A 23,092-nucleotide genomic window follows, 5' to 3' on the forward strand; every position below is an offset into this window, starting at 1 on the left:
GTCCGCGCCGGACGCGCGGACCTACAGCCACGAGGGAATGGTATCGCGATTTATGATGTCGTCAAAGGAAGGCCGGGCACGGATGACGGCGAATTGATCCTCGTGCACAAGCACCTCGGGCACCAGCGGGCGGGTGTTGTACTCGCTCGCCATGACCGCGCCATAGGCTCCGGCGGACCGGAAAGCCACCAGATCGCCCGCCGCCACCGGCGGCATCGGGCGGGCACGGGCGAAGGTGTCGCCGGTCTCGCAGACCGGGCCGACGATGTCGTAAGGCGCGTAGTCCGCCCCCGCCGCGGGTTCCTCGACGGGCACGATGTCGTGCCAGGCGTCGTACATGGCCGGGCGGATCAGGTCGTTCATCGCCGCGTCGAGGATCAGGAAATCGCGGCCTTCGCCGGATTTCACGTAGATCACGCCGGCCACGAGCAGCCCCGCATTGCCGGAAATCAGGCGCCCCGGCTCGATCTCGATCTCGCAGCCCAGATGGCCCACGGTCCGCTTCACGACCTCGCCGTATTCCAGCGGCAGCGGCGGCGCGTTGTTGTCGCGGGCATAGGGAATCCCGAGCCCGCCGCCGAGATCGAGGCGCCGGATCGCGTGGCCGTCAGCGCGCAGCGTCTCGGTCAGCTCGGCCACCTTGGTATAGGCGGCCTCGAAGGGCGCCAGGTCGGTGAGCTGGCTGCCGATATGGACGTCGATCCCGATGACGTCGATCCCGGGCAGCGCCGCCGCCTCGGCATAGACCTCGCGGGCCCGGGCGATCGGGATGCCGAACTTGTTCTCGGCCTTGCCGGTGGCGATCTTGGCGTGGGTTCGGGCATCCACGTCCGGGTTGACGCGGATCGTCACCGGCGCGCTCAGCTGTCTCGCGGTCGCCACCTCCGAGAGCGCGATCAGTTCCGGCTCGCTTTCCACGTTGAACTGCCGGATGCCACCCTCCAGCGCCCGGGCCATTTCGGCGCGGGTCTTGCCCACGCCCGAGAACACGATCCGCGCGCCGGGCACCCCGGCGGCGCGGGCGCGGGCGTATTCACCGCCCGAGACCACGTCCATGCCGGCGCCGAGCTCGGCCATCACGCGCAGCACCGCCTGGTTCGAGTTCGACTTCACCGCGTAGCAGATCATGTGATCGAGCCCGGAGAGCGCCTCTTCGAAAAGCCGGAAATGCCGCGTCAGCGTGGCGGTCGAGTAGCAGTAGAAGGGCGTGCCCACCGCCGCCGCGATCTCGGGCAGCGGCACGTCCTCGGCATGCAGCACCCCGTCCCGGTAGAGGAAATGGTCCATATGTCTCCGCCTCTCTCAGCCATCCCGGCCCGGCGCCTCTTAGCAGCTTGGCTGCGAACTGCAAATCCGCTCGTCCAAGTGGCGGAAATATCCCCGCCGGAGGCATGTTTCGCCGCGCAGCGGCTCAGGCCACCGGCCGCGCGCGCAGGAACAGGAAGAGCGGCAGCCCGCAGGAGACCCCGATGCAGAAGGTCGCCGGGATCGCGACCAGCGACAGCCAGTCGCGCCGCACCCAGCTTTCGGCGATGATCCAGACCGTCAGCGCCACAGCCGCGATGGTCAGGTCCCAGACCAGCCCGCGCGCCGCGTCGTTCACGTTCCAGGCCCGCATCATCGCGCCGAGGTCGAACCCGTTCTCGAAGAACCAGGACATGAAGAAATACATCGGCACCACCGCGCCAACGACCGCGAGGGCCAGGTAGATCATGCGCAACACGGACATGGTCGCTCCCTTTCTTCCGATGGCGCGAAGATAACCCGCCGCGCGGCCGGGTCCATCCCTACCTACCCGGCCGCGCTTTCCGCGGTGGGGCGGATCGGTTCGCCCGCCACGCCGCAGCCCGCCAGGGCGAGTCCGGCGCAGATCAGCAGCGCGGCCCATCTCATGCCAGCTTCTCCTTCCAGCGCGCGACCTGGGCGCGGACCTGGTCCGGCGCCGTGCCGCCGTAACTCTGGCGCGAGGCGACGGAATTGTGCACGCCGAGCACGTCGAAGACGTCGGCGCGGATGTCGCCATGGACCGCCTGCATTTCCCCGAGCGTCAGCTCCGGCAGGTCGCGGCCGCTCTCCTCGGCCAGCTTGACCAGCGCGCCGGTGACGTGATGGGCGTCGCGGAAGGGCAGCCCGGCCTCGCGCACCAGCCAGTCGGCGAGATCCGTCGCGGTCGAGAACCCGCTCGCCGCCGCCGCCTCGAGCGCGTCGCGGTTGGCGGTCATGTCGCGAACCATGCCCTCCATCGCGGCGACGGCGAGGCCAAGGTGATCGGCCGCGTCGAAGACCTGTTCCTTGTCCTCCTGCATGTCCTTGGAATAGGCCAGCGGCAGCCCCTTCATCACCGTGAACAGCGCCACCATCGCGCCGGTGATCCGGCCGATCTTGGCGCGGATCAGCTCGGCCGCGTCCGGGTTCTTCTTCTGCGGCATGATCGAGGAGCCGGTGGAGAAGCGGTCCGAGAGCTGCACGAAGCGGAACTGCGCCGAGGACCAGATCACCAGCTCCTCGGCGAAGCGCGAGAGATGCATCGCGCAGATCGAGGCCGCGGCCAGGTATTCCAGCGCGAAGTCGCGGTCCGACACCGCGTCGAGCGAATTGGCCGCCGGCCGGTCGAAGCCCAGCGCCGTGGCGGTCGCGTCCCGGTCGATGGGGAACCCCGTCCCGGCCAGCGCCGCCGCGCCGAGCGGGCACTCGTTCATGCGGGCTCGGGCGTCGCGGAACCGGCCGATATCGCGGCCAAACATCTCGACATAGGCCATCATGTGATGGCCCCAGGTCACCGGCTGCGCGGTCTGCAGATGGGTGAAGCCCGGCATCACCCAGTCCGCGCCGGCCTCGGCCTGGGCCAGCAGGGCGCGAATCAGCGCCTCGAGCCCGGCGATGGCCCCGTCGCACTGCTCGCGCACCCAGAGCCGGAAATCGGTGGCCACCTGGTCGTTGCGCGAACGGGCGGTGTGCAACCGCCCGGCGGCTTCGCCGATCAGCGCCTTGAGCCGCGCCTCGACATTCATGTGAATATCCTCGAGCGCCGCGGAAAAGGCGAAATCGCCCGCCTCGATCTCTGACAAGACCGTGAGCAGCCCTTCCCGGATCGCCTCGGCATCCCTAGAACTCAGGATACCCTGTTGGGCCAGCATCGCCGCGTGGGCGCGGGAGCCCTCGATATCCTGCCGGGCGAGCCGCTTGTCGAACCCGATCGAGGCGTTTATCGCCTCCATGATCGCATCCGGCGCATCGGCGAACCGCCCGCCCCACATTGCGTTGGATGCCGTGTCCTTGGTCATGAGAGTTGTCCTCGGAAGGAGACGCTGAGAAATGAAGGTCATCTGGTCCGCCGTCCTATACGTCGCTCTGGCGCTCGGTGCAAACACGGCCCACGCGGCAGACGTCGCCGACCTGGCCGCCCTGCGCGAAGGCGACATGAAGAAACTGGCCTTCCACGACGCGCCGAAGCCCGTTTCCGGGACGAGCTTCACCGATGCCGAGGGCGGCACGCACAGCCTGGCCGATTTTTCCGGAAAATACGTGGTGCTGAACTTCTGGGCCACCTGGTGCGCGCCCTGCCGCAAGGAAATGCCGACGCTCGACGCGCTTCAGGCCGATCTTGGCAGCGACGGCTTCGAGGTGGTGGTGATCGCCACCGGCCGCAACTCGATCGACGGCATCCGCAAGTTCTTCGACGAGACCGGGGTGGAGAACCTCGAGATCTATCTCGATCCGCGCCAGGCCCTGGCCCGCGAAATGGCGGTGCTCGGCCTGCCGATCACGGTCGTGCTGAACCCCGAGGGGCAGGAAATCGCCCGGCTGCAGGGGGACGCCGACTGGAACAGCGAGAGCGCGCAGGCGATCTTTCGCGCGATGATGGCCGGCGGCTGAGCGGGCACCGCGTCACCCCGGCGGGGCGAGCCGGGCCACCGCGGCATGGCGGGGACAGGTCACGACATGATCGTTGACCATCCCGGTCGCCTGCATGAAGGCGTAAACGATCACCGGCCCGCAAAACCGGAAGCCCTCGGCCTTGAGCGCCTTGGACATCGCGCGGCTGGTATCGGTTTGCGCCGGAACCTCGGCCATGCCGGCCCAAGCGTTCTGGACCGGGCGGCCATCGACGAAATCCCACAGGAACGCCGCGAAGCCGCGGCTGTCCTCGATCCGCTCCCAGGCGCGGGCATTGCCGATCGCCGCCTCGATCTTGGCCCGCGACCGAACGATTCCCGGATCGCCGAGCAGGCGCACGACGTCCGCCTCGCCCCATCGGGCGATGCGGCGGGGATCGAAGCCGTCGAAGGCGGTGCGGAAATTCTCGCGCTTGCGCAGGATGGTGATCCAGGCGAGCCCGGCCTGGAACCCGTCGAGGATGAGCTTCTCCCAGAGCGCCCGGGCATCGTATTCGGGCACGCCCCACTCGGTATCGTGATAGGCGACGTATAGCGGGTCGGTCCCGCACCACGCGCAACGCTCTCCCATCAGCACCTCCGTTTTCCCGGTCGTCCCCGACGGCACCGGGAGCTTAGACCAGCAGGCCGCGCCGCGGAAACTTTACGTGTGCTTAAGGGATCGGACGGCATTGTCGGGCTGCAGACCCAGCAGGAGGCCCGGATGAGCCACGACAGCAGCACCATCCTCGAGAAGGAATGGGAAAGCCCGCTATCGGCCGCAGTTTCGCTGCGGGACCGGGACATCATCGGCAACGTGCGCCGCGCGCTGGAACGCCACGAGGTCCTGCTCGCCTATCAGCCGGTGGTCTTCTCGGCGGCCCATGACCGCCCGGCCTTCTACGAGGGGCTGGTCCGCATCCTCGACGAAACGGGGCGGATCATCCCGGCGGCGGAATTCATGGGCGCCGTCGAGACGCACGAGGTCGGCCGGCTCATCGATTGCGCCGCGCTGGAGCTGGGCCTGACGGCGCTGGCCGAGCAGCCGGCGCTGCGGCTGTCGATCAACATGTCGGCGCGGTCGATCGGCTTTCCCCGCTGGACCGAGGTTCTGGACCGCGGGCTGGCCAAGGATCCGACCATCGCCGAACGCCTGATCCTGGAGATCACCGAATCCTCGGCCATGGTGATGCCGGAACTGGTGACGGTGTTCATGGCCAACCTGACCCGGCGGGGCGTCACCTTCGCGCTGGACGATTTCGGCGCGGGCTACACCGCCTTCCGCTACTTCAAGGATTTCTACTTCGACATCCTCAAGATCGACGGGCAGTTCGTGCGCGGGATCGACGCCGATCCCAACAACCAGGTGCTCGCGAACGCGCTTGTCTCGATCGGACGGCATTTCGACATGCTGACGATCGCGGAGTCGGTCGAGACCCCGGCCGAGGCGGCGTTCCTGGCCGAATCCGGCTTCGACTGCATGCAGGGATATCTCTTCGGCGCGCCGACGGCGATGCCCCCCTGGAAAACCTCCGAGGCCCGCCGCGCCTGACCCGGCCCGGCCCCGAATTCCGGGGCGGCGCCGGGGCTTGCGGCCCGCCGGGCGCCCGGCACGCCCCTGCGCGCGCTTGTCTCTTTCGCAATTGCAGAAAATTTATTATGCATGCGCAGAAATCGGGCACTTCCGTGCCGGGTGTTCGCGGGGCGGCCCGCGTCCTATCCTCGGCGCCGGACCGAATCGCGCAACGCACCTGAAAGGACTTGCCATGACCAATGTCGTTATCGCCTCCGCCGCCCGCACGCCGGTCGGCAGCTTCAGCGGCGCTTTTGCAAACACCCCGGCCCATGACCTGGGCGCCGCCGTTCTCGAGGCGCTGGTCGCCCGCGCCGGGATCGAGAAGTCGGAGGTCTCCGAGACGATCCTCGGGCAGGTTCTGACCGGCGGCCAGGGCCAGAACCCGGCCCGCCAGGCGCATGTCAACGCCGGCCTGCCGATCGAGAGCGCGGCCTGGGGGATCAACCAGGTCTGCGGCTCGGGCCTGCGCGCCGTGGCGCTGGCCGCGCAGCATATCCAGCTGGGCGATGCCGATATCGTCGCCGCGGGCGGCCAGGAGAACATGACGCTGAGCCCGCACGTCGCGCATCTGCGCGCGGGCCACAAGATGGGCGACATGAAGTTCATCGACTCCATGATCAAGGACGGGCTCTGGGATGCCTTCAACGGCTACCACATGGGCATCACCGCCGAGAACGTCGCCGAAAAGTGGCAGATCAGCCGCGAACAGCAGGACGAATTCGCCGTCACCAGCCAGAACCGCGCCGAGGCCGCCCAGAAGGCCGGCAAGTTCAAGGACGAGATCGTCCCCTTCACGGTCAAGACGCGCAAGGGCGACATCGTGGTCGAGGATGACGAGTACATCCGCCACGGCGCCACCCTCGAAGGCATGCAGAAGCTGCGCCCGGCCTTCGACAAGGAGGGATCGGTCACGGCCGCGAACGCCTCGGGCATCAACGACGGCGCCGCGGGCGCGCTGCTGATGTCCGCCGAGGAGGCCGAGAAGCGCGGCATCGAGCCCTTGGCGCGCATCGCCTCCTACGCCACGGCCGGCCTTGATCCGTCGATCATGGGCGTCGGCCCGATCCATGCCAGCCGCAAGGCGCTGGAAAAGGCCGGCTGGAAGGTCGAGGATCTCGATCTCGTCGAGGCCAACGAGGCCTTCGCCGCCCAGGCCTGCGCCGTGAACAAGGACATGGGCTGGGACCCGGAGATCGTGAACGTCAACGGCGGCGCGATCGCCATCGGCCACCCCATCGGGGCCTCGGGTGCGCGGGTGCTGAACACGCTGCTCTTCGAGATGCGCCGCCGCGGGGCCAAGAAGGGTCTCGCCACGCTCTGCATCGGCGGCGGCATGGGCGTCGCCATGTGCATCGAGCGCCCCTGACGGGCAGAAAGGCCGCGCAACATTCTTGCGCGGCCTTTTCATTTCGCGTAACAGGATTTCAAACAGATTAAACCCAGCGGAGGATACATGGGACGAGTTGCAGTGGTCACCGGGGGAACCCGCGGCATCGGCGCGGCGATCTCGAAAGCGCTGAAAGCGGCGGGCTATTCCGTCGCCGCGAACTATGCCGGCAATGACGAGGCCGCGTCGAAATTCACCGAGGAAACCGGCATCCCGACCTTCAAGTGGTCGGTCGCCGACTACGACGCCTGTGCCGAGGGCATCAAGAAGGTCGAGGCCGAGCTCGGGCCGGTCGATGTCCTGATCAACAATGCCGGCATCACCCGGGACGCTCCGTTCCACAAGATGTCCCCCGAACAGTGGCGCGAGGTCATCGACACCAACCTCAGCGGCGTCTTCAACATGACCCATCCCGTCTGGCCCGGCATGCGCGAGCGCGGCTTCGGCCGGATCGTGACGATCAGCTCGATCAATGGCCAGAAGGGCCAGTTCGGTCAGGCCAACTACGCCGCCTCCAAGGCGGGCGATCTCGGCTTCACCAAGACGCTGGCGCAGGAAGGCGCGTCCAAGGGCATCACCGCGAACGCGATCTGCCCGGGCTACATCGCCACGGACATGGTCATGGCCGTGCCGGAAAAAGTGCGCGAGGCGATCATCGGCCAGATCCCGGTGGGTCGCCTGGGCGAGCCCGAGGAAATCGCGCGTTGCGTGGTCTTCCTGGTGTCCGACGAGGCCGGCTTCGTCACCGGGTCAACGATCACCGCCAATGGCGGCCAGTACTTCATCTGACGACCTCGGCAGATCGAAGGTGCAGCAGGGGCCGGCGGTTTCGCCGGCCTCTGTCATTTCGGGGGATGCATGCGCCGTGCCGGGTCCCGGGCAACGGGACGGGCGGGCAAGCGGGCCTTACTGGTGAGAGAGGCGCTCGATCTCTTCCTTGATCCGCAGCTTCTGCTTTTTCAGCTCGGCAATCCGGAGATCGTCCACGCCGGGACTGCGTTGGGCTTCTTCAACGCGTTTCGAGAGGGTTTCGTGTTTCCTACGGAGTTCCTGCACATGCGAACTCAGAGCCATCTGGGCCTCCTCTCTGTGTAACGGACATGTAAATTGCAGCACAGAAACCGAGTCGTGTCATCAGGTTCCTGACTAAAACGCGATGTTTTGCCGGCGGGCTCAGATGTCGAGCGCGGCGCCGTCGCGCAGGATGGCCCGGACCGCGGGCGTGTAGTCCTCGCCATCCGCGTGATGATCCGGCCCCGCATGCAGCACCAGCGGCGCAAGCAGGCAGAACGGGGCCCGTCCGCCCTTGCGCGCGCGCAGGATGACCCGCCCGGCGGGCCGGCCCGCCCGCGCCGCCAGGGGCAGGACGGTCACACTGCCCATCCGGGTATCGAGACCGGCCAGGAGATCCGGCAACCGCTCGGCCAGCTGGATCACCGTGAGCCACCCGCCGGGCTTCAGCCGGCGGATACCCGTGTCGATCCAGGCCGCGAGCGGCGTCGCCTCGCGCAGCGCCGTCTCGCGCCCGGCATCCGCCGCGGCCGTGCCGGCCGCCATCGGGTAATAGGGCGGGTTCGCCATGACATGGTCGAAGCTTTCGGCACGCAGCGCCGCGGGCAGGTCGGCCACGTCGCCCTCGACGACGCGCAGCGCGTACCCGTTCTCGGCCGCGTTCCGGCGCGCCAGGTCGGCGTAGTCGGGCTGCAGTTCCAGCCCGGTCAGCGCGACGTCCGGGACACGCGCGGCCAGGCAAAGGCTCGCCGCACCGGCACCGCAGCCGAGTTCTAGCACCGTCTCGCCGGCGCGTCCCGGAACGGCGGCGGCCAGCAGTACGGGATCGGTCGCCGCACGGTAGCCCCTGCGCGGCTGGCGCAGGCGCAGCCGGCCGGACAGGAAGCCATCCGTCGTCAGCGCGCTGTCGGGAAAGGCCACGTTCAGCGCTCCGGCAGCTCGATGTCGTTCTCGCGGAGGATCGCCCGGGCCTGGAACGCGTCCCGGTCCGCCACCATCAGGCGCCGCGGCATGATGCCGATGGAGCCTTCGAGCACACTCATGTGGACGTCCATTTCAAAGCAGTCTATATCCTCGCCGCGAAGCAAGGCCGTGGCGAAGGCGATGATGGTCGGATCGTTGGTGCGCAAAAGCTCCTTCATGTCCTTGCACATAGCGGCTGCACCCGCCGCTTGTCGAGGCAATTGACGGACCCGTGATGAGCTTGGACGAGACATCCCCGAAACCCCATGACGCCCTGGCGGCGCTGCTTTCCACGGAGATGGCCGAGGTCAACGCGCTGATCCGGGACCGGATGGCGTCGGAACACGCCCCGCGCATCCCCGAGGTCACCGCCCACCTGATCGAGGCCGGCGGCAAGCGGCTGCGGCCGATGCTGACGCTCGCCGCGGCGCGGCTCTGCGGCTATGGGGGACCCTATCACGTCCACCTCGCCGCGACGGTCGAGTTCATCCATACGGCCACGCTGCTCCACGACGACGTCGTGGACGAGAGCGAACAGCGCCGGGGTCGCCCGACGGCGAACCTGCTCTGGGACAACCCGTCCTCGGTGCTGGTGGGCGACTATCTCTTCGCGCGATCCTTCCAGCTGATGGTCGAGACCGGCTCGCTGCGCGTGCTCGACATTCTCGCCAACGCCTCGGCGACCATCGCCGAGGGCGAGGTCCTGCAACTCTCGGCGGCCCGCGATCTCCGCACCGACGAGGAAATCTACCTCAAGGTCATCCGTGGCAAGACCGCCGCGCTCTTCGCCGCGGCGACCGAAGTGGGCGGCGTGATCGCCGGCGCGCCCGAGGAACAGGTCGCGGCGCTGCATCGCTACGGCGACGCGCTCGGCATCGCCTTCCAGATCGTCGACGACCTGCTGGATTACGGCGGCGTCAGCCAGTCGCTCGGCAAGAACACCGGCGACGATTTCCGCGAACGCAAGCTCACGCTGCCGGTGATCAAGGCCGTCGCGGCCGCCGACGCCGAGGAACGTGCGTTCTGGACGCGCGTGATCGAGAAAGGGACCCAGACCGAGGGCGACCTGGCCACCGCGCTCGAGATCATGGGCCGTCACGGCACGCTCGAAGCCACGCGGGCGGCGGCGCTCGGCTGGGCGGCCGAGGCGCGCGACGCGCTCGCCCCGCTGCCCGCCGGCGAGATCAAGACGCTTCTGTCGGAGCTGTTGGACTACGTGGTCGCCCGCGTCACCTGAGCACGGGCGTCGCCCGCACCCACCAGCCCGGCCGGGCCGCCGCGATGCGGCGCGCGGCCGCCTCTGCCGCCCTGGCGGTGGCGAACAGCCCGAAACAGGTCGCGCCGGAGCCGGACATCCGCGCCAGAAGAACCTCGGGCATCCCCGCGAGGGCCTTCAGGACGTCACCGATCACCGGCGCCGCCGCGATGGCGGGCGCCTCGAGATCGTTGCGTTGCGAAACGAGCCAGGCGCCGAGCGCCGCGGCATCGGCAAAACCCGGTGGCGGGGGATCCATCGGGGCATTGTCGCGCCGGGCAAGCCCGGCAAAGACGGCCCCCGTCGCCACCGCGACGCCCGGATTCACCAGGACCAGCCAGGCCGGCGGAAGATCCGGCAGCGGGTCGAGGCGCTCGCCGATCCCGCGCATCCGCGCCGGGCGCGCGTCGAGGCAGACCGGAACGTCCGCCCCAAGCCCGAGCACCGCGGCGGCATCGGGCAGCGGCCTGTCCCAGAGCCGGGCCAGCACGCGCAGCGCGGCCGCCGCGTCGGACGACCCGCCGCCGATCCCGGCCGCGGCCGGCAGGTGTTTTTCCAGGTCGATGCGCGCCCCGGGCGCGGCGCCGAACAGGCCCGCCGCCTTCAGGACGAGGTTTTCCGGGCCGGCCGGCACGCCGGCCGCCATCGGTCCCGTCACCGCGAGCGACAGCTGCGCCGCGGGGGCAGCGCTGACCCGGTCGCCCAGCGCCGTGAACACCACGATACTGTCCAGCAGGTGATACCCGTCCGCGCGGCGGCCCGTGACATGCAGCGCGAGATTGATCTTGGCCGGCGCCGCGTCGTCAGTTGCCATTTTGGCTGACGGCCATCTCGCCTTCGTCCTCGAGAACCTGGTCGAGCCCGACCTCCAGCTTGCGGCGGATGCGCTTTTCCTCTTCCGGCTCCGGGTCGAAGGAGAGCGCCCGCTTCCACTGGAACTCGGCCTCCAGCTTGCGGCCCACCATCCAGTAGACGTCGCCCAGGTGGTCGTTGACGATCGGATCGACCGGCAGCAATTCCACCGCGCGCTCCATCGGCACGACGGCCTCCGCGTAGCGGCCCAGACGATAGAGCACCCAGCCGAGCGAGTCGGTGATGTAGCCGTCATTGGGCCGCGCCTCGACGGCCTGCTCGATCATGGCGAGCGCCTCGTCGAGTTTCTCGCGCTTCTCGACGAGCGAGTAGCCGAGATAGTTCAGCACCAGCGGCTGGCCCGGCGAAAGCTCCAGCGCCTTGCGGAAATCGGCCTCGGCCTGGGGCCAGTCGTCGATACGCTCGTGCACGATGCCGCGGGCGTAATAGATGAACCAGTGCGTCGGCTGCGGATCGGGCAGCAGGTCGAGCGCGCGGTCATAGGCGGTCGCGGCTTCCTCGTAGCGTTCCTCGCGGCGCAGCATGTCGCCCAGCGAGATGTGGATATTCGGGATCTCCGGACGGCTCTTGGCAAGCTGCTTCAGAACCTCGACGGCCGCATCCGGCTTGCCCGCGGAGTAGAGCGCCTGCGCACGCCCGCTTTCGGCGCTGTAGAAACCCGGATGGTCGCGCGGAACCTTGTCGTAAGTCGCCGTGGCAAGGTCGAACTGGCCCATATCCTCGAGCAATTCCGCGCTGAGCAGCAATATGTCGAGACTGTCGGGGCGCAGGTACTCGGCCATCCGCGCATAGAGCAGCGTGTGCTGTGCCGAGGCCTCGGGCCGCAAGGCCGAGGCCAGCGCGTAAAACACCTCCGCCGCGCCGTCCTGGGCGGTTGTGATGAAGTCATAGGCCACGGTCTCGCCCGCCTCGATGCGGTCGCGCAGGGCCTCGAGACGGGGGTCGGACGCGCCCTGCAGGGCGTCGTTGAGCATCTCCAGCGCCTCTGCGTTGCGTTCGAGCTGCGAGAGGATCTGCGCATGGGCCACAAGGGCCCCGCGGCTGACCCGCGCCGCGGCGCCGGAGCCTTGCGACAGGATCGCGTCGGCGCCTTCGAAGTCCCCGACGACGGCAAGCGCAAGCGCCTTGTGATACTGCCCGAAATCCGCCATCGCGCCGGACGAGGACACCTCGTCGAACTGCGCCGACGCGTCGGACATGCGTCCCTGCCCCAGCAGCGCCCACCCGCGCACGAGCCCGTCGATCAGCGGGCTGTAGCTTGCGCCGGCATCGAAGGCGGATTCGACGGCGTCGAAATCACCGGATTTGAGGTTCGCCGCCAGCATGACGAGCCCGGCCAGCTGGCTCTCCGTGCCCTTGTCGACGAGCTGTCGCGCGATGGGCCGGCCACCGTCGATGTCCCCCAGCCCCACATAGGCGACCAGCGCGTTTTCCAGCAGCCGCAGATTGCCCGGATCGCGGGCGACGGCCTCGGTGTAGTACCGCTTGGCGGCGCCGAAATCGGAGGCGAGGCTGGCCGTGCGGCCCGCCAGGTAGGCGCCGGACGGCAGCGGGTCCGCCAGCACGGTCGGGGCCGGCGCGAAACCGGCGACCAGGCCGAGGGTTGCGGCCAGGGCGAGTCGGATCTTGGCGATCATGGAATGGGTCGGCTCCGCGTCCATCGGGATATCCGTGGAAGAGTAGTGCGCCCCTGCCCGCTTGGCAATGCGGGGCGGGGGCGCGGGCGATCACGAATGCCGCCGCGCGCGGTGCCGCGCCTACATGTTCGGGTAGTTCGGCCCCTCGCCGCCCTGCGGGGTGACCCAGCGGATGTTCTGGCTCGGATCCTTGATGTCGCAGGTCTTGCAGTGGACGCAGTTCTGCGCGTTGATCTGGAAACGCGGGTTCGATCCGTCCTCGTCGCGCACCACCTCGTAGACGCCCGCCGGGCAGTAGCGCTGCGCGGGTTCGGCGTATTTCGGCAGGTTCACGTCGATCGGGATCGAGGGATCCTGCAGCTGCAGGTGGCAGGGCTGCTCCTCGGCGTGGTTGGTGTTGGAGAAGCTGACATTGGTCAGCCGGTCGAAGGACAGCTTGCCGTCGGGCTTCGGGTAGGCGATCTCGGGATAATCCGACGCCTTGCCGGTCGCCTCCGCGTCGCTCTTGCCGTGAGCGATGGTGCCGAGAATGTTGGCGCCGGTCAGGTTCGCCACCCACATGTCGAGCCCGCCGAGACCGAGCGACGCCGCCAGCCCCATCTTGGACCAGAGCGGCTTGACGTTCCGAACGCGCTTCAGGTCCTTGCCCACGGGGCCGTTGTGCAGCGCGTCGTCATAGGCCGTCAGCTCGTCACCGGCGCGGCCCTCCTTGATCGCGGCATGGGCCGCCTCGGCCGCCGCCTTGCCCGACAGCATGGCGTTGTGGTTGCCCTTGATGCGCGGCACGTTCACCAGCCCGACCGAGCAGCCGAGCAGGGCGCCGCCGGGGAAACAGGCCTTCGGCATCGACTGGTAGCCGCCCTCGCTGATCGCCCGCGCGCCATAGGCCACGCGCTTGCCGCCTTCGAGCAGCTCCGCGACCATTGGGTGATGCTTGAAGCGCTGGAATTCCATGTAGGGATAGAGATGCGGGTTCTCGTAATTCAGGTGCACGACGAAGCCCACATAGACCTGGTTGTTGTCCAGGTGATAGATGAAGGATCCCCCGCCCGCGTTCTTGCCAAGCGGCCAGCCCATCGTGTGGGTGACGGTGCCCTCGCGGTGCTTGTCCGGGTCGATCTCCCAGATCTCTTTCATGCCGAGCCCGTATTTCTGCGGCTCGCGCCCGTCGGACAGCCCGAACTTGGCGATCACTTCCTTGGACAGCGACCCGCGCACGCCCTCGCCGAGGAAGACGTATTTCCCGTGCAGTTCCATCCCGGGCTCGTAGGAGGGCCCCGGCGTGCCGTCCGGATTACGGCCGAACTCGCCCGCGACAACGCCGGTCACCCGGCCATCCGCGCCGTAGACGACCTCGGAACAGGCCATGCCGGGGAAGATCTCGACGCCGAGTTCCTCGGCCTGCTCCGCCATCCAGCGGCAGAGATTGGCCATGGAGACGATGTAGTTGCCGTGGTTGTTCATCAGCGGCGGCATCGGCCAGTTCGGCACCCGCACCCCCCCGGCTTCGCCGAGGATGTAGAAGTTGTCCTGTGTCACGGGCACGTTGACGGGGGCGCCCCTGTCCTTCCAGTCGGGGATCAGCGCGTCCAGCCCGCAGGGATCCAGCACGGCACCCGACAGGATATGCGCGCCCACCTCGGAGCCCTTCTCGAGCACGACGACCTCCGTTTCGGGATCGAGCTGCTTCAGACGGATCGCCGCTGACAGGCCCGCCGGCCCCGCGCCTACGATCACGACGTCGTATTCCATCGATTCCCGTTCGATCTCGGACATTCCGGGTCTCCTCCGCCAGATACCGCAACATGGTTATCTGACCGGTGCAGATCAGGTCAATTCGTTACGCGGCGCCGCAGCAATCTTATGCGACGCTGCGCCACGCCCGGGCTTTTTGCCGGACGGCGGCCCGCGACCACTTGCAACCGCAAGTCGCTCTTGTAATGCTTCGGCTTCGACCGAAAACGCCACCCCCGAAGCATAAAGAGAGCGCATGGAAAAGATACTCATGACACCGGCCGGGCACGCCGCGCTCGACCAGGAGCTCAAGACGCTGAAGTCGGTCGAGCGTCCCGCGGTCATCCGCGCCATCGCCGAAGCGCGCGAGCATGGCGACCTCTCGGAGAATGCCGAGTATCACGCCGCACGCGAAAAACAGAGCTTCATCGAGGGCCGTATCGCCGAGCTCGAGGGCCTGATCGGCCGGGCCGAAGTGGTGGACGTGGCCAAGCTGTCGGGACCGATCAAGTTCGGGGCGACCGTCGACCTGGTCGACGAGGATACCGACGAGGAAAAGACCTACCAGATCGTCGGAGAGGCCGAGGCGGATATCGAGAAGGGCCTTCTCAACATCAAGTCACCGCTGGCCAAAGCCTTGATCGGCAAGGAGGAAGGTGACAGTGTCGAGGTCAACACGCCCGGCGGGACCCGCAGCTACGAGATACTCGCGGTCAAGTACGTCTGAGGCGGCATCGGTCGAGGATTCGGCGGCATGGCTCAGGACAGGAAGGACCCGGCGCTCGACCTAGGCGTCTACGGCCGCAAGGAAGGGTCCTCCGTCTCAGCCGCCGAGATCGTCGCCGGTCTCCTGACCCTGGTCTGGCTTGTCGCCGTCGGCGTTTTCTTCTTCGTCATGGGCGGATGGCAGGCGGTGGCGAACGATGCCCTCGGCTACCTGATGACGTTCATGGGCGTCGTCCTGCCCATCGCGATGATCTGGATCGCCGCCACCGTCGCCAAGACCTCGCGGATCATGCGCGAGGAGTCCGCGCGGCTCCAGACCGCCATCGACGCGATGCGCCAGGCCTATGTCACCCAGCAGCAGACGGCCGGTTTCGCGATCAAGCCCTCGGTCGAGAAAAAGCTCGACGAGATCGCGGCCGCCCAGAAAAAGACCGAGACCGTCATCGCCACCTTCACGACCCGCCGCGACGGTCCGGCCGCGGCCCCGCCGCCCCAGGACTCCGGCGAGAAGGCGGCGCTGGCCCGGACACGGCAGCCGGATGGCGACCGGCAGGCCAGCCTCGCGCTCGGCACGGGCGAGGAATACCGCGCGCCGATCTCGGTCTCGGAATTCATCCGGGCGCTGAACTTCCCGGAAAACGAGAAGGACAAGGAAGGGTTCCGAACCTTGCGCCGGGCGCTCGAGGACCGCGAGACCTCGCGGCTCGTGCGCGCCGCGCAGGACGTCCTGACGCTGCTCAGCCAGGACGGCATCTACATGGACGACCTGAACCCCGACCGCGCCCGGCCCGAGATCTGGCGCAAGTTCGCACAGGGCGAAAGGGGCCGCAGCATCGCGGCGCTGGGCGGCATCCGCGACCGATCCTCGCTGGCGCTGGCCTCGGGACGGATGAAGAACGATCCCGTCTTCCGTGACGCGGTGCACCATTTCCTGCGCCAGTTCGACCGCACCTTTGCCGCCTTCGAGGGCAATGCGAGCGACCAGGAAATCGCCGGGCTCGCCAACACGCGGACGGCCCGCGCCTTCATGCTGCTCGGCCGCGTGACCGGCACCTTCGACTGAAGATCAGAGCCCGAAGGCGCCGTAGGGCAGAAACCGCACCGGATCGCCCGGCGCGATCTCGCGTGCACCATCCCCGATCTCGACCAGCCCCTCCGACCAGCTGAGCCCCGAGATGCGGCCCGAGCCTTCGGATTTGAACACCTCGGCATGGCCGTTCTCGTCGAGACGCGCGCGCAGGTACTCGCGGCGTCCCGGCTTCTTGGATTTCGAGAAGGCGGCGGGCACGGTGAAGCACCGGGGCACCTGCCAGCCCTCGCCGGAGAGGATGCCCATCGCCGGGCGCGCGAAGACCAGGCTGCAGACGAAGGCCGCGACCGGGTTGCCCGGAAGGCCGAAAACCGGCACGCCCTGCCAGAGCCCCAGCGCCAGCGGGCGTCCGGGCTTGACCGCGATGCGCCATGTCTGCATCGCGCCCGCCTCGGACAGCAGGGCCGAGACATGGTCCTCGTCGCCCGCGGACGCGCCGCCCGAGGTGAGGATCACGTCGGCCTCGCCCGCGGCGGCGTCGAGCCGGGCGCGAAGGGCGGCCCGGTCGTCGGGCACATGGCCCAAATCCACCGGGGCATATCCCCAGCGCGCCGCGAGGCCCAGCAGCATCGGGCGGTTGGCGTCGTAGATCTGGCCAACCCCCGCCGCGACGCCGAGCGGCCGGATCTCGTCGCCGGTGGACAGAACGCCGACGCGCAGCGGCGCATGCACCGCGACCCGGTCCACGCCGAGCGCCGCCAGCAGGGCAAGGTCCTGCGGCCGCAACCGGTGCCCCGGCGCCAGGATGGTCGCGCCCTCCGCGACGTCCTCGCCCGCCTTGCGGGTGTTGGCGCCGGGCTTCACCGGCCCGTTGAAGGCAATGCGATCGGGGTCGGCGGTCACGTCCTCTTCGAGCACGACGGTCTCGACGCCCTCGGGCAGGATCGCGCCGGTGAGGATGCGGATCGCGTGGCCCTCGGGGACGCGCCCCTCGAAGGGGGCCCCGGCCGCGGCACGCCCCGCCACAAGCGGCAGGACCTGCGGCCCCGTTCCGGCCCCCGCCGACGCGGCGAACCCGTAGCCGTCAACCGCGGAGTTGGGCGCCGGCGGGTTCGAGCGCCGCGCGACCGGCGCCGCCGCCAGGACGCGGCCCAGCGCCTCGGTGCTGGACAGGGTCTCGCTGGCGACGACCGGGTGCAGGCCCGCCCGCAACTGCGCCAGTGCGTCGTCGACCGACGTCCAGTCCACCCCCGCCGGCAGGGCGAAACAGTCGTTCCCGAGCGCAGGCGGCACCGGGTCGGGCCGGGCAGCGCGGGCCAGTTCGGCCTCGTGTCCAAGGCCCAGGATCCAGCCTTCCTCGGCGGCATCGACATCCATCAACGCGGCGAGCCGGGCAGGCGGGAGCGCCGACAGCGCCCGTGCCAGAACCTGCACCTGCACGGCGTCCTTGATCTCGCCCTCGACCATGGCAGCCTTTACCGCGTCCGCGATCAGCGACGGCCAGACCTCGACGAGCACAACCGGCGCGGTGTCCCAGGCCTCGAAGGGCCAGGCCGCGGCATCGAAGCGGCGGCGCAGCCGCGCCAGCACGGGCAGTCCCATGATGACCTGGCCGCCGACCGCCCCCGCCCCGGCGAGTTGCCAGCAGGGAAACGCCCCCTTTGCCACCGCCTCGCAGCGCCGCCGTTCCGGCAGGCCGTGGCCGTCCCGCCTGTCCTTGCGCGGCAGGTCGGCGATATCACGCTTCAGGCCGTTGGCCCAGAAGGGGCCGGTGCCGGGGAACATCGCGTTGATCTCGCCGGCGAGGTCGAACCGGTTGTTGCCGCCGGGCGCGTCCTGCACGCGCGCGGCGAACCAGTCCCAGAGCGCCAGCGGATCGGGCGCCCCCACCAGCCGCGCGGCGAAGCCGGCCGGGTAGCCGAAGGGAAAATCGAACCCCGCCAGAACCCGGCGCCCGGCCGCGGCTTCGGCCGCGAAAAGATCGGACAGCCAATCCTCGGCCGCGCCGCGATTGCGCAGGTAAACCGGCGCCTCGACGCGGCCGCCCCGCGCGATACAGGCCCAGATCGCGTCCTTGCGGGGGCGCGGCCCGGTGTCGTTGCCGCCCGACCAGTCGACCATCACGACGGTATCGAAATGCGCCCCGCTCACAGGCCCGTCTCGCGCAGGAGGAACGCCGCGAGCCCGGCGGTATCGTCGAGATCGAAGACCGGGACCCGCGCGCCGGGCAGCGGCACGTCGCTTGCGATGGCGCGCACGCTGTCATCCGTGTCGGCGATCAGCGGCTGGCCGGCCGCGGCGCGGTGCGCCTCGATCTTGGGGTGGGCATCGCGCTTGTAGCCCTCGACCAGCACGAGATCGACCGGCGCCAGCTTTTCCAGGAGCTCCGCGAGCGGCGGCTCCGGCAGGTCGCGCAGCTCGTGCATCAGCGCCCAGCGCCGTCCCGAGGCAAGCAGAACCTCCCGCGCCCCGGCGGTTCGGTGGCGATGGCTGTCCCGGCCGGGCTGGTCCACGTCCACCGCGTGATGCGCGTGCTTCACGGTCGAGACGGAATGGCCGCGTGCCGTGATCTCTGCCACGAGCCGTTCCACAAGCCCGGTCTTGCCGCAGTTCTTCCAGCCGACGACGCCGAAGACCCTCACCCCGCCCCCTCCGTCAGCAGGGCCTCGGCGCGATCCATGTCCGCCGGCGTGTTGACGTTGAAGAACGGGTCGTAGGGTTCGGTCGCGAAGACCGCCGTCGCCGCGCCGTGGCGATCCGTCCATTGCACGACCTTGCGCACGCCGGCATCGAGCGCGGCGCGCAGGTCCTCGCGCAGCGCCACCGGCCAGAGCCCGAAGGTCGGATGCCGGACCAGGCCGCGCGCGGGATCCGGCGTGGCGGCGAGCGCGAGCGAAACCCCGTCGGCGGACGCCGCGGCCTGCAGGCCACGCACAAGGTCGCGCGGAAAGAAGGGCGTGTCGGCGGCCGCCGTCACGATGGCCTCGGCCCCGCGCCCCGCCGCCCAGTCCAGCCCGGCCAGAACGCCGGCAAGGGGGCCGGGATACCCGGCGACGCTGTCTGGGATCACCGGCAGGCCGTATTCCGCGAACCGTGCCGGGTCACCATTGGCGTTGAGCGCGATCTCGCCCACCTGGGGCGCCATCCGGTCGATCACCCGGCCAAGCAGGCTGCGCCCGTGCAACGCCCGGAGACCCTTGTCGCCACCGCCCATCCGGCTCGACAGCCCGCCCGCCAGGATCACGCCGGGGATGTCAGTCATGCCGCGCCCCCTTGCGACGCGCCCTGCCCGGCTCGTCCGCAACCTGCGCCGGGTCGGCATCCCAGACCAGCCGCTCTGCGCCGGACAGGCAGATGAAGCGCTGCCCGCGCATCCGGCCGATCAGCGTCAGCCCCACCTCGCGCGCGATCTCGACGCCCCAGGCCGTGAACCCCGAGCGCGACGCCAGCGCCGGGATCCCCATCATGGCCGTCTTGATCACCATCTCCGAGGTCAGCCGCCCGGTGGTGTAGAGGATCTTGTCGGCGGCGTCGGCCCGCTCGGACATCATCCAGCCCGCGATCTTGTCGACGGCGTTGTGACGGCCGACATCCTCCATGTAGACGAGCGGCCGATCCCCCTGGCACAGCACCGTGCCGTGGATCGCGCCTGCCTCGAGGTAGAGGCTCGGCGCCGTGTTGATCTTCTTGGCCAACGCATAGAGCCAGCTGGTGCGCAGCTCGGCCCGCGGAAGGGCGACGCCCTCCAGCCCCTCCATCATGTCGCCGAAGACCGTGCCGACCGCGCAGCCGCTGGTGCGGGTCTTCTTCTGCAGCTTTTCCTCGTAGTCGGTCTCGCGCGCGGTCCGGACCACGACGGTCTCGAGCTCGGCGTCGAAATCGACGCCGGTCACCTCTTCGTCGGGCGAGAGCATGCCCTGGTTTCGCAGGAACCCCAGCGCCAGGTATTCGGGATAATCCCCGATGGTCATGGCGGTGACGATTTCCTGGCGGTTCAGGTAGATGGTCAGAGGCCGCTCCATCACCACGCGGATCTCCTGCGCCGCGCCGGTGTGATCCACGCCTTCGACCGCGCGGGTCAGGCGCGGGTCGGCCGGGTCCGGTCCTATCAGGAATTCTTCTGCCATCGATCAGGATTTGTCGCTTTTTCGCCTGTGGTCCAGCGGTTATGCACGGCCCGGAGAGTGACCGAGGGGCGAGGCGATGTCCAGCAGACAGAAGACCTATTGGCGGGGCTTCCGCGACGGCGCCCCCTTCGTGCTGGTGGTGGTGCCGTTCGGCATGCTCTTCGGGGTCGTGGCGACCGAAGCCGGGCTGAACCTGGCCGAGGTGATGGGCATGACCGCGCTGGTGATCGCGGGCGCCTCGCAGTTCGCGGCCATCGCCCTGATGCAGGAAAACGCGCCGGTCTTCATCGTGCTGGCGACCGCGCTGGCGGTGAACCTGCGCATGGCGATGTATTCGGCCTCGCTCGCGCCCTATATCGGCGGCGCGCCGCTCTGGCAGCGGGCGCTCGCGGCCTATTTCATGGTGGACCAGTCCTATGCCTGCTCCATCGCCGAATACGAACGCCGGCCCGAGATGACGATCCCGGAACGCATCGCCTATTATTTCGGCTGCATGTCCCCCGTCTGCATCCCCTGGTACGCCGCGACCTATATCGGCGCGGAGCTGGGCGCACGCATCCCGCCCGAATTCGCGCTCGATTTCGCGGTGCCGATCACCTTCCTCGCGATCATCGCGCCGATGATGCGCACGCTTGCCCATGTGGCGGCGGCGGCGGTGTCGGTCGCGGTGTCGCTGGCGCTGGCTTTCCTGCCCTATAACCTCTGGCTGATGATCGCGGCGGTCGCGGCGATGGCCACGGGTGCGCAGGTGGAGCTCTGGCTGCAGCGGCGGGGGCGCTGGTCATGACGCTTTCCACGGCCACGATCTGGACGATCATCCTGCTGCTCGGGCTCGGGACCTGGCTCTTGCGGTTTTCCTTCATCGGGCTGATCGGCGACCGCAAGCTGCCCGGATGGGTGCTGCGCCATCTGCGCTATACCCCGGTGGCGGTGATGCCCGGTCTGATCGCGCCGCTGATCCTCTGGCCGCGGGCGACCGGCGGCCAGCCCGACGCCGCCCGGCTGGCCGCCGCGGCGGCAGCCCTGGCGATCGGGCTCTGGACCCGGAACGTGGTCGCGTCGGTCTTCGGGGGGATGGGGGTGCTCTATCTCGTGCAGTACCTGACCGGCTGAGCGTCACACCGGCAGCGCGGTCGTCCGGCAGACCGTGCGCAGCGCGAAGGAGGAATGCATCTGCGCCACGCCCGGCAAGCGCGCGAGGTGGCGGCGATGGATACGGGCGAAATCGTCGGCATCCTCTGCCACGACCTTCAGCAGGTAGTCGGCCGTGCCCGCCATCAGATAGCATTCGAGCACGTCCGGGATCAGCGCGACCTCGCGCTCGAAGGCGTCCATGACCTCGTCGGCCTGGCGCTGCAGCGTGATCTCGACGAAGACCGTGGAGCGGCGGTTCACCGCCCTGCCGTCAAGCAGCGCGACATAGCCCCGGATCACGCCGGCCTGTTCCAGCCGCTGCACCCGCCGGTGACAGGCCGAGGCGGACAAGTTCACCTCCTCCGCCAGCTCGGCGTTGGAAATGCGGCCCCGGCGCTGCAGCACCGACAGGATTCGGCGGTCCGTCGTGTCGAGTTCCATATTCGTGCAGAATCCTTGCGTCATGGGCATGATTAACCGTGGATACTACGCAAAACGCTGCGTTTCTCCAGCTATCTTTGCAATGCAATTTTCCGGCGGCTGCGGCATTCTCGTGCAAAGCTGCAAGGGAGGACGCCATGCGCATCGGTTGCCCGAAAGAGATCAAGCCACAGGAATTCCGCGTCGGCATGACGCCCAACGCCGCCCGCGAGGCGGTGGCCCATGGCCACGAGGTGGTCATCGAGACCGGCGCCGGGGCCGGGGCGGGGTTCGACGACGACGCCTATCGCGCCGCCGGCGCCGCGATCCTCGACACGGCCGAGGAAATCTTCGAGACCGCCGACATGATCGTGAAGGTCAAGGAACCCCAGGCGGTGGAACGCAAGCTGCTCCGCGAGGGGCAGGTGCTGTTCACCTATCTTCACCTTGCCCCGGACCCGGAGCAGACCCGCGACCTGCTCGAGTCGGGCGTCACGGCCATCGCCTACGAGACCGTCACCGACGACCGCGGGGGGCTGCCCCTGCTTGCGCCGATGTCAGAGGTCGCCGGGCGGCTCGCGCCGCAGATGGGCGCGTGGACCCTGCAGAAGGCCAATGGCGGGCGCGGCGTGCTGATGGGCGGCGTGCCGGGCGTCGGGCCGGCGAAGGTGCTGGTGATCGGCGGCGGCGTCGTGGGCACCCATGCCGCGCGGATCGCGGCCGGGATGGGCGCGGACGTGACCGTGCTCGACCGGTCGCTGCCCCGCCTGCGCTATCTCGACGACGTGTTCGGCGATCTCTTCAACACCGGCTACTCCTCGGCCGGGCTGCTGGCCGAACACCTGGAGCAGGCCGACATGGTGATCGGCGCGGTGCTGATCCCCGGGGCCGAGGCGCCGAAGCTCGTGCGCCGGGACCAGTTCGCCGACATGAAGCCGGGCGCGGTGCTGGTGGACGTCGCCATCGACCAGGGCGGGTGCTTCGAAACGTCGAAGCCGACCACCCATGCCGACCCGATCTACGACGTGGACGGGATCATGCACTACTGCGTGGCCAACATGCCCGGCGCGGTGGCGCGGACCTCGACCATCGCGCTCGGCAACGCGACCATGCCGTTCATGCTGAACCTCGCGGACAAGGGCTGGCGGCAGGCCTGCATCGACGACCCGCACCTGCTGGACGGGCTCAACGTTCATGCCGGCCAGCTGACCTATTACGCGGTCGGCCGGGCGCTCGGCATCGACGTGATCTCGCCTCAGAAGGTGGTGAAACAGTAACCTCCCGCACCACCTTTGCCCTGCAGCGCCGCACAGCCCCTGTGCGGCGCTTTTCATTGCCGGGGCC

General features: G+C 68.9%; 25 protein-coding genes. 10 read left to right on the forward strand and 15 right to left on the reverse strand.

Annotated features, from left to right (window positions below; genetic code table 11):
* Positions 1-21: 21 nt before the first annotated feature.
* The 3 genes from lysA to argH all read right to left on the reverse strand — a co-directional run bounded on the left by lysA (position 22) and on the right by argH (position 3,284).
* A complete protein-coding gene (gene lysA / locus ACQ5SP_RS10105) occupies positions 22-1,287 on the reverse strand; it encodes a diaminopimelate decarboxylase (RefSeq protein WP_430938244.1) in 1,266 nt (421 codons plus the stop codon).
* 124 nt (positions 1,288-1,411) lie between these two features.
* Entirely contained in the window at positions 1,412-1,729 is a 318-nt protein-coding gene (locus ACQ5SP_RS10110) for a DUF2834 domain-containing protein (RefSeq protein WP_430938245.1), read from the reverse strand.
* Positions 1,730-1,889: 160 nt separating this feature from the next.
* A complete protein-coding gene (gene argH / locus ACQ5SP_RS10115) occupies positions 1,890-3,284 on the reverse strand; it encodes an argininosuccinate lyase (RefSeq protein WP_430938246.1) in 1,395 nt (464 codons plus the stop codon).
* Between the two features lie 31 nt (positions 3,285-3,315).
* Between argH and ACQ5SP_RS10120 the strand changes: the two genes are divergently transcribed.
* The gene (locus ACQ5SP_RS10120) at positions 3,316-3,876 is read left to right on the forward strand and encodes a TlpA family protein disulfide reductase (RefSeq protein WP_430938247.1); all 561 of its coding nucleotides are present in this window, start codon (positions 3,316-3,318) and stop codon (positions 3,874-3,876) included.
* Positions 3,877-3,888: 12 nt separating this feature from the next.
* Here the strand turns inward: ACQ5SP_RS10120 and ACQ5SP_RS10125 are convergent, their stop codons facing one another.
* Positions 3,889-4,467, reverse strand: a complete 579-nt coding sequence (locus tag ACQ5SP_RS10125; protein WP_430938248.1) for a DNA-3-methyladenine glycosylase I — start codon at positions 4,465-4,467, stop codon at positions 3,889-3,891.
* A 132-nt stretch (positions 4,468-4,599) separates the two neighbouring features.
* On the opposite strand from ACQ5SP_RS10125, the gene ACQ5SP_RS10130 reads away from it, so the two are divergent.
* From ACQ5SP_RS10130 to ACQ5SP_RS10140, 3 genes are all read left to right on the forward strand, one after another.
* On the forward strand, positions 4,600-5,427 hold the full coding sequence (locus ACQ5SP_RS10130; RefSeq protein ID WP_430938249.1) for an EAL domain-containing protein: 828 nt from the start codon (positions 4,600-4,602) through the stop codon (positions 5,425-5,427).
* A gap of 214 nt (positions 5,428-5,641) precedes the next feature.
* Positions 5,642-6,817: an acetyl-CoA C-acetyltransferase gene (locus ACQ5SP_RS10135; RefSeq protein WP_430938250.1), complete on the forward strand. Its 1,176-nt coding sequence runs from the start codon at positions 5,642-5,644 to the stop codon at positions 6,815-6,817.
* Between the two features lie 87 nt (positions 6,818-6,904).
* The gene (locus ACQ5SP_RS10140) at positions 6,905-7,627 is read left to right on the forward strand and encodes a beta-ketoacyl-ACP reductase (protein WP_430938251.1); all 723 of its coding nucleotides are present in this window, start codon (positions 6,905-6,907) and stop codon (positions 7,625-7,627) included.
* 117 nt (positions 7,628-7,744) lie between these two features.
* Here the strand turns inward: ACQ5SP_RS10140 and ACQ5SP_RS10145 are convergent, their stop codons facing one another.
* From ACQ5SP_RS10145 to ACQ5SP_RS10155, 3 genes are all read right to left on the reverse strand, one after another.
* Positions 7,745-7,912: a YdcH family protein gene (locus ACQ5SP_RS10145; protein ID WP_430938252.1), complete on the reverse strand. Its 168-nt coding sequence runs from the start codon at positions 7,910-7,912 to the stop codon at positions 7,745-7,747.
* 99 nt (positions 7,913-8,011) lie between these two features.
* A complete protein-coding gene (locus tag ACQ5SP_RS10150; protein WP_430938253.1) occupies positions 8,012-8,770 on the reverse strand; it encodes a tRNA1(Val) (adenine(37)-N6)-methyltransferase in 759 nt (252 codons plus the stop codon).
* Between the two features lie 2 nt (positions 8,771-8,772).
* Positions 8,773-8,991 carry a DUF2007 domain-containing protein gene (locus tag ACQ5SP_RS10155; protein WP_430938254.1) on the reverse strand — a complete coding sequence of 73 codons (219 nt, stop codon included), beginning with the start codon at positions 8,989-8,991 and terminating at the stop codon, positions 8,773-8,775.
* 56 nt (positions 8,992-9,047) lie between these two features.
* On the opposite strand from ACQ5SP_RS10155, the gene ACQ5SP_RS10160 reads away from it, so the two are divergent.
* Complete coding sequence (locus ACQ5SP_RS10160) at positions 9,048-10,049, forward strand: polyprenyl synthetase family protein (RefSeq protein ID WP_430938255.1); 1,002 nt, start codon at positions 9,048-9,050, stop codon at positions 10,047-10,049.
* Here the strand turns inward: ACQ5SP_RS10160 and ACQ5SP_RS10165 are convergent.
* The 3 genes from ACQ5SP_RS10165 to ACQ5SP_RS10175 all read right to left on the reverse strand — a co-directional run bounded on the left by ACQ5SP_RS10165 (position 10,042) and on the right by ACQ5SP_RS10175 (position 14,353).
* Positions 10,042-10,881, reverse strand: coding sequence for a 4-(cytidine 5'-diphospho)-2-C-methyl-D-erythritol kinase (locus tag ACQ5SP_RS10165; protein ID WP_430938256.1), 840 nt, complete (start codon positions 10,879-10,881; stop codon positions 10,042-10,044). The genes ACQ5SP_RS10160 and ACQ5SP_RS10165 overlap by 8 nt on opposite strands.
* The gene (locus tag ACQ5SP_RS10170) at positions 10,871-12,601 is read right to left on the reverse strand and encodes a tetratricopeptide repeat protein (protein WP_430938257.1); all 1,731 of its coding nucleotides are present in this window, start codon (positions 12,599-12,601) and stop codon (positions 10,871-10,873) included. The genes ACQ5SP_RS10165 and ACQ5SP_RS10170 overlap by 11 nt, the downstream gene beginning before the upstream one ends.
* Positions 12,602-12,697: 96 nt before the next feature.
* On the reverse strand, positions 12,698-14,353 hold the full coding sequence (locus ACQ5SP_RS10175; RefSeq protein ID WP_430938258.1) for an electron transfer flavoprotein-ubiquinone oxidoreductase: 1,656 nt from the start codon (positions 14,351-14,353) through the stop codon (positions 12,698-12,700).
* Positions 14,354-14,567: 214 nt separating this feature from the next.
* Here ACQ5SP_RS10175 and greA point away from each other — a divergent pair, with 214 nt between their 5' ends.
* Complete coding sequence (greA, locus tag ACQ5SP_RS10180; RefSeq protein ID WP_430938259.1) at positions 14,568-15,038, forward strand: transcription elongation factor GreA; 471 nt, start codon at positions 14,568-14,570, stop codon at positions 15,036-15,038.
* A gap of 27 nt (positions 15,039-15,065) precedes the next feature.
* A complete protein-coding gene (locus ACQ5SP_RS10185) occupies positions 15,066-16,100 on the forward strand; it encodes a hypothetical protein (protein WP_430938260.1) in 1,035 nt (344 codons plus the stop codon).
* Between the two features lie 3 nt (positions 16,101-16,103).
* On the opposite strand, the gene ACQ5SP_RS10190 is transcribed toward ACQ5SP_RS10185, so the two are convergent.
* Genes ACQ5SP_RS10190 through ACQ5SP_RS10205 form a run of 4 tightly spaced genes read right to left on the reverse strand, consistent with a single transcriptional unit; the run spans position 16,104 to position 20,194 of the window.
* On the reverse strand, positions 16,104-18,188 hold the full coding sequence (locus tag ACQ5SP_RS10190) for a molybdopterin-binding protein (RefSeq protein ID WP_430938537.1): 2,085 nt from the start codon (positions 18,186-18,188) through the stop codon (positions 16,104-16,106).
* A gap of 26 nt (positions 18,189-18,214) precedes the next feature.
* Positions 18,215-18,709: a molybdopterin-guanine dinucleotide biosynthesis protein B gene (gene mobB, locus ACQ5SP_RS10195; RefSeq protein ID WP_430938261.1), complete on the reverse strand. Its 495-nt coding sequence runs from the start codon at positions 18,707-18,709 to the stop codon at positions 18,215-18,217.
* Complete coding sequence (mobA, locus tag ACQ5SP_RS10200; protein ID WP_430938262.1) at positions 18,706-19,329, reverse strand: molybdenum cofactor guanylyltransferase MobA; 624 nt, start codon at positions 19,327-19,329, stop codon at positions 18,706-18,708. The genes mobB and mobA overlap by 4 nt, the downstream gene beginning before the upstream one ends.
* A complete protein-coding gene (locus ACQ5SP_RS10205; protein ID WP_430938263.1) occupies positions 19,322-20,194 on the reverse strand; it encodes a formate dehydrogenase accessory sulfurtransferase FdhD in 873 nt (290 codons plus the stop codon). The genes mobA and ACQ5SP_RS10205 overlap by 8 nt, the downstream gene beginning before the upstream one ends.
* A gap of 76 nt (positions 20,195-20,270) precedes the next feature.
* On the opposite strand from ACQ5SP_RS10205, the gene ACQ5SP_RS10210 reads away from it, so the two are divergent.
* Positions 20,271-20,981, forward strand: a complete 711-nt coding sequence (locus ACQ5SP_RS10210) for an AzlC family ABC transporter permease (protein WP_430938264.1) — start codon at positions 20,271-20,273, stop codon at positions 20,979-20,981.
* On the forward strand, positions 20,978-21,307 hold the full coding sequence (locus tag ACQ5SP_RS10215) for an AzlD domain-containing protein (RefSeq protein WP_430938265.1): 330 nt from the start codon (positions 20,978-20,980) through the stop codon (positions 21,305-21,307). Before ACQ5SP_RS10210 ends, ACQ5SP_RS10215 begins: the two co-directional genes overlap by 4 nt.
* Before the next feature lie 3 nt (positions 21,308-21,310).
* Here ACQ5SP_RS10215 and ACQ5SP_RS10220 read toward each other — a convergent pair whose 3' ends face one another.
* A complete protein-coding gene (locus ACQ5SP_RS10220; RefSeq protein ID WP_430938266.1) occupies positions 21,311-21,769 on the reverse strand; it encodes an Lrp/AsnC family transcriptional regulator in 459 nt (152 codons plus the stop codon).
* Positions 21,770-21,906: 137 nt separating this feature from the next.
* Between ACQ5SP_RS10220 and ald the strand changes: the two genes are divergently transcribed.
* Positions 21,907-23,025, forward strand: a complete 1,119-nt coding sequence (gene ald / locus ACQ5SP_RS10225; RefSeq protein ID WP_430938267.1) for an alanine dehydrogenase — start codon at positions 21,907-21,909, stop codon at positions 23,023-23,025.
* Positions 23,026-23,092 lie beyond the last annotated feature (67 nt).

Origin of the sequence: Rhodovulum sp. YNF3179 (genome assembly GCF_050586465.1) — a bacterium.
In the GTDB taxonomy this organism is placed as follows: domain Bacteria; phylum Pseudomonadota; class Alphaproteobacteria; order Rhodobacterales; family Rhodobacteraceae; genus CAJXYS01.

What these genes read in the sequence shown, in the direction of transcription:
- lysA (WP_430938244.1), bottom strand. Translation starts at nt 1,287, where the DNA reads ATGGACCATTTCCTCTACCGGGACGGGGTGCTGCATGCCGAGGACGTG.
- ACQ5SP_RS10110 (WP_430938245.1), bottom strand. Translation starts at nt 1,729, where the DNA reads ATGTCCGTGTTGCGCATGATCTACCTGGCCCTCGCGGTCGTTGGCGCG.
- argH (WP_430938246.1), bottom strand. Translation starts at nt 3,284, where the DNA reads ATGACCAAGGACACGGCATCCAACGCAATGTGGGGCGGGCGGTTCGCC.
- ACQ5SP_RS10120 (WP_430938247.1), top strand. Translation starts at nt 3,316, where the DNA reads ATGAAGGTCATCTGGTCCGCCGTCCTATACGTCGCTCTGGCGCTCGGT.
- ACQ5SP_RS10125 (WP_430938248.1), bottom strand. Translation starts at nt 4,467, where the DNA reads ATGGGAGAGCGTTGCGCGTGGTGCGGGACCGACCCGCTATACGTCGCC.
- ACQ5SP_RS10130 (WP_430938249.1), top strand. Translation starts at nt 4,600, where the DNA reads ATGAGCCACGACAGCAGCACCATCCTCGAGAAGGAATGGGAAAGCCCG.
- ACQ5SP_RS10135 (WP_430938250.1), top strand. Translation starts at nt 5,642, where the DNA reads ATGACCAATGTCGTTATCGCCTCCGCCGCCCGCACGCCGGTCGGCAGC.
- ACQ5SP_RS10140 (WP_430938251.1), top strand. Translation starts at nt 6,905, where the DNA reads ATGGGACGAGTTGCAGTGGTCACCGGGGGAACCCGCGGCATCGGCGCG.
- ACQ5SP_RS10145 (WP_430938252.1), bottom strand. Translation starts at nt 7,912, where the DNA reads ATGGCTCTGAGTTCGCATGTGCAGGAACTCCGTAGGAAACACGAAACC.
- ACQ5SP_RS10155 (WP_430938254.1), bottom strand. Translation starts at nt 8,991, where the DNA reads ATGAAGGAGCTTTTGCGCACCAACGATCCGACCATCATCGCCTTCGCC.
- ACQ5SP_RS10160 (WP_430938255.1), top strand. Translation starts at nt 9,048, where the DNA reads ATGAGCTTGGACGAGACATCCCCGAAACCCCATGACGCCCTGGCGGCG.
- ACQ5SP_RS10165 (WP_430938256.1), bottom strand. Translation starts at nt 10,881, where the DNA reads ATGGCAACTGACGACGCGGCGCCGGCCAAGATCAATCTCGCGCTGCAT.
- ACQ5SP_RS10170 (WP_430938257.1), bottom strand. Translation starts at nt 12,601, where the DNA reads ATGGACGCGGAGCCGACCCATTCCATGATCGCCAAGATCCGACTCGCC.
- ACQ5SP_RS10175 (WP_430938258.1), bottom strand. Translation starts at nt 14,353, where the DNA reads ATGTCCGAGATCGAACGGGAATCGATGGAATACGACGTCGTGATCGTA.
- greA (WP_430938259.1), top strand. Translation starts at nt 14,568, where the DNA reads ATGGAAAAGATACTCATGACACCGGCCGGGCACGCCGCGCTCGACCAG.
- ACQ5SP_RS10185 (WP_430938260.1), top strand. Translation starts at nt 15,066, where the DNA reads ATGGCTCAGGACAGGAAGGACCCGGCGCTCGACCTAGGCGTCTACGGC.
- ACQ5SP_RS10190 (WP_430938537.1), bottom strand. Translation starts at nt 18,188, where the DNA reads ATGGTCGACTGGTCGGGCGGCAACGACACCGGGCCGCGCCCCCGCAAG.
- mobA (WP_430938262.1), bottom strand. Translation starts at nt 19,329, where the DNA reads ATGACTGACATCCCCGGCGTGATCCTGGCGGGCGGGCTGTCGAGCCGG.
- ACQ5SP_RS10205 (WP_430938263.1), bottom strand. Translation starts at nt 20,194, where the DNA reads ATGGCAGAAGAATTCCTGATAGGACCGGACCCGGCCGACCCGCGCCTG.
- ACQ5SP_RS10210 (WP_430938264.1), top strand. Translation starts at nt 20,271, where the DNA reads ATGTCCAGCAGACAGAAGACCTATTGGCGGGGCTTCCGCGACGGCGCC.
- ACQ5SP_RS10215 (WP_430938265.1), top strand. Translation starts at nt 20,978, where the DNA reads ATGACGCTTTCCACGGCCACGATCTGGACGATCATCCTGCTGCTCGGG.
- ACQ5SP_RS10220 (WP_430938266.1), bottom strand. Translation starts at nt 21,769, where the DNA reads ATGGAACTCGACACGACGGACCGCCGAATCCTGTCGGTGCTGCAGCGC.
- ald (WP_430938267.1), top strand. Translation starts at nt 21,907, where the DNA reads ATGCGCATCGGTTGCCCGAAAGAGATCAAGCCACAGGAATTCCGCGTC.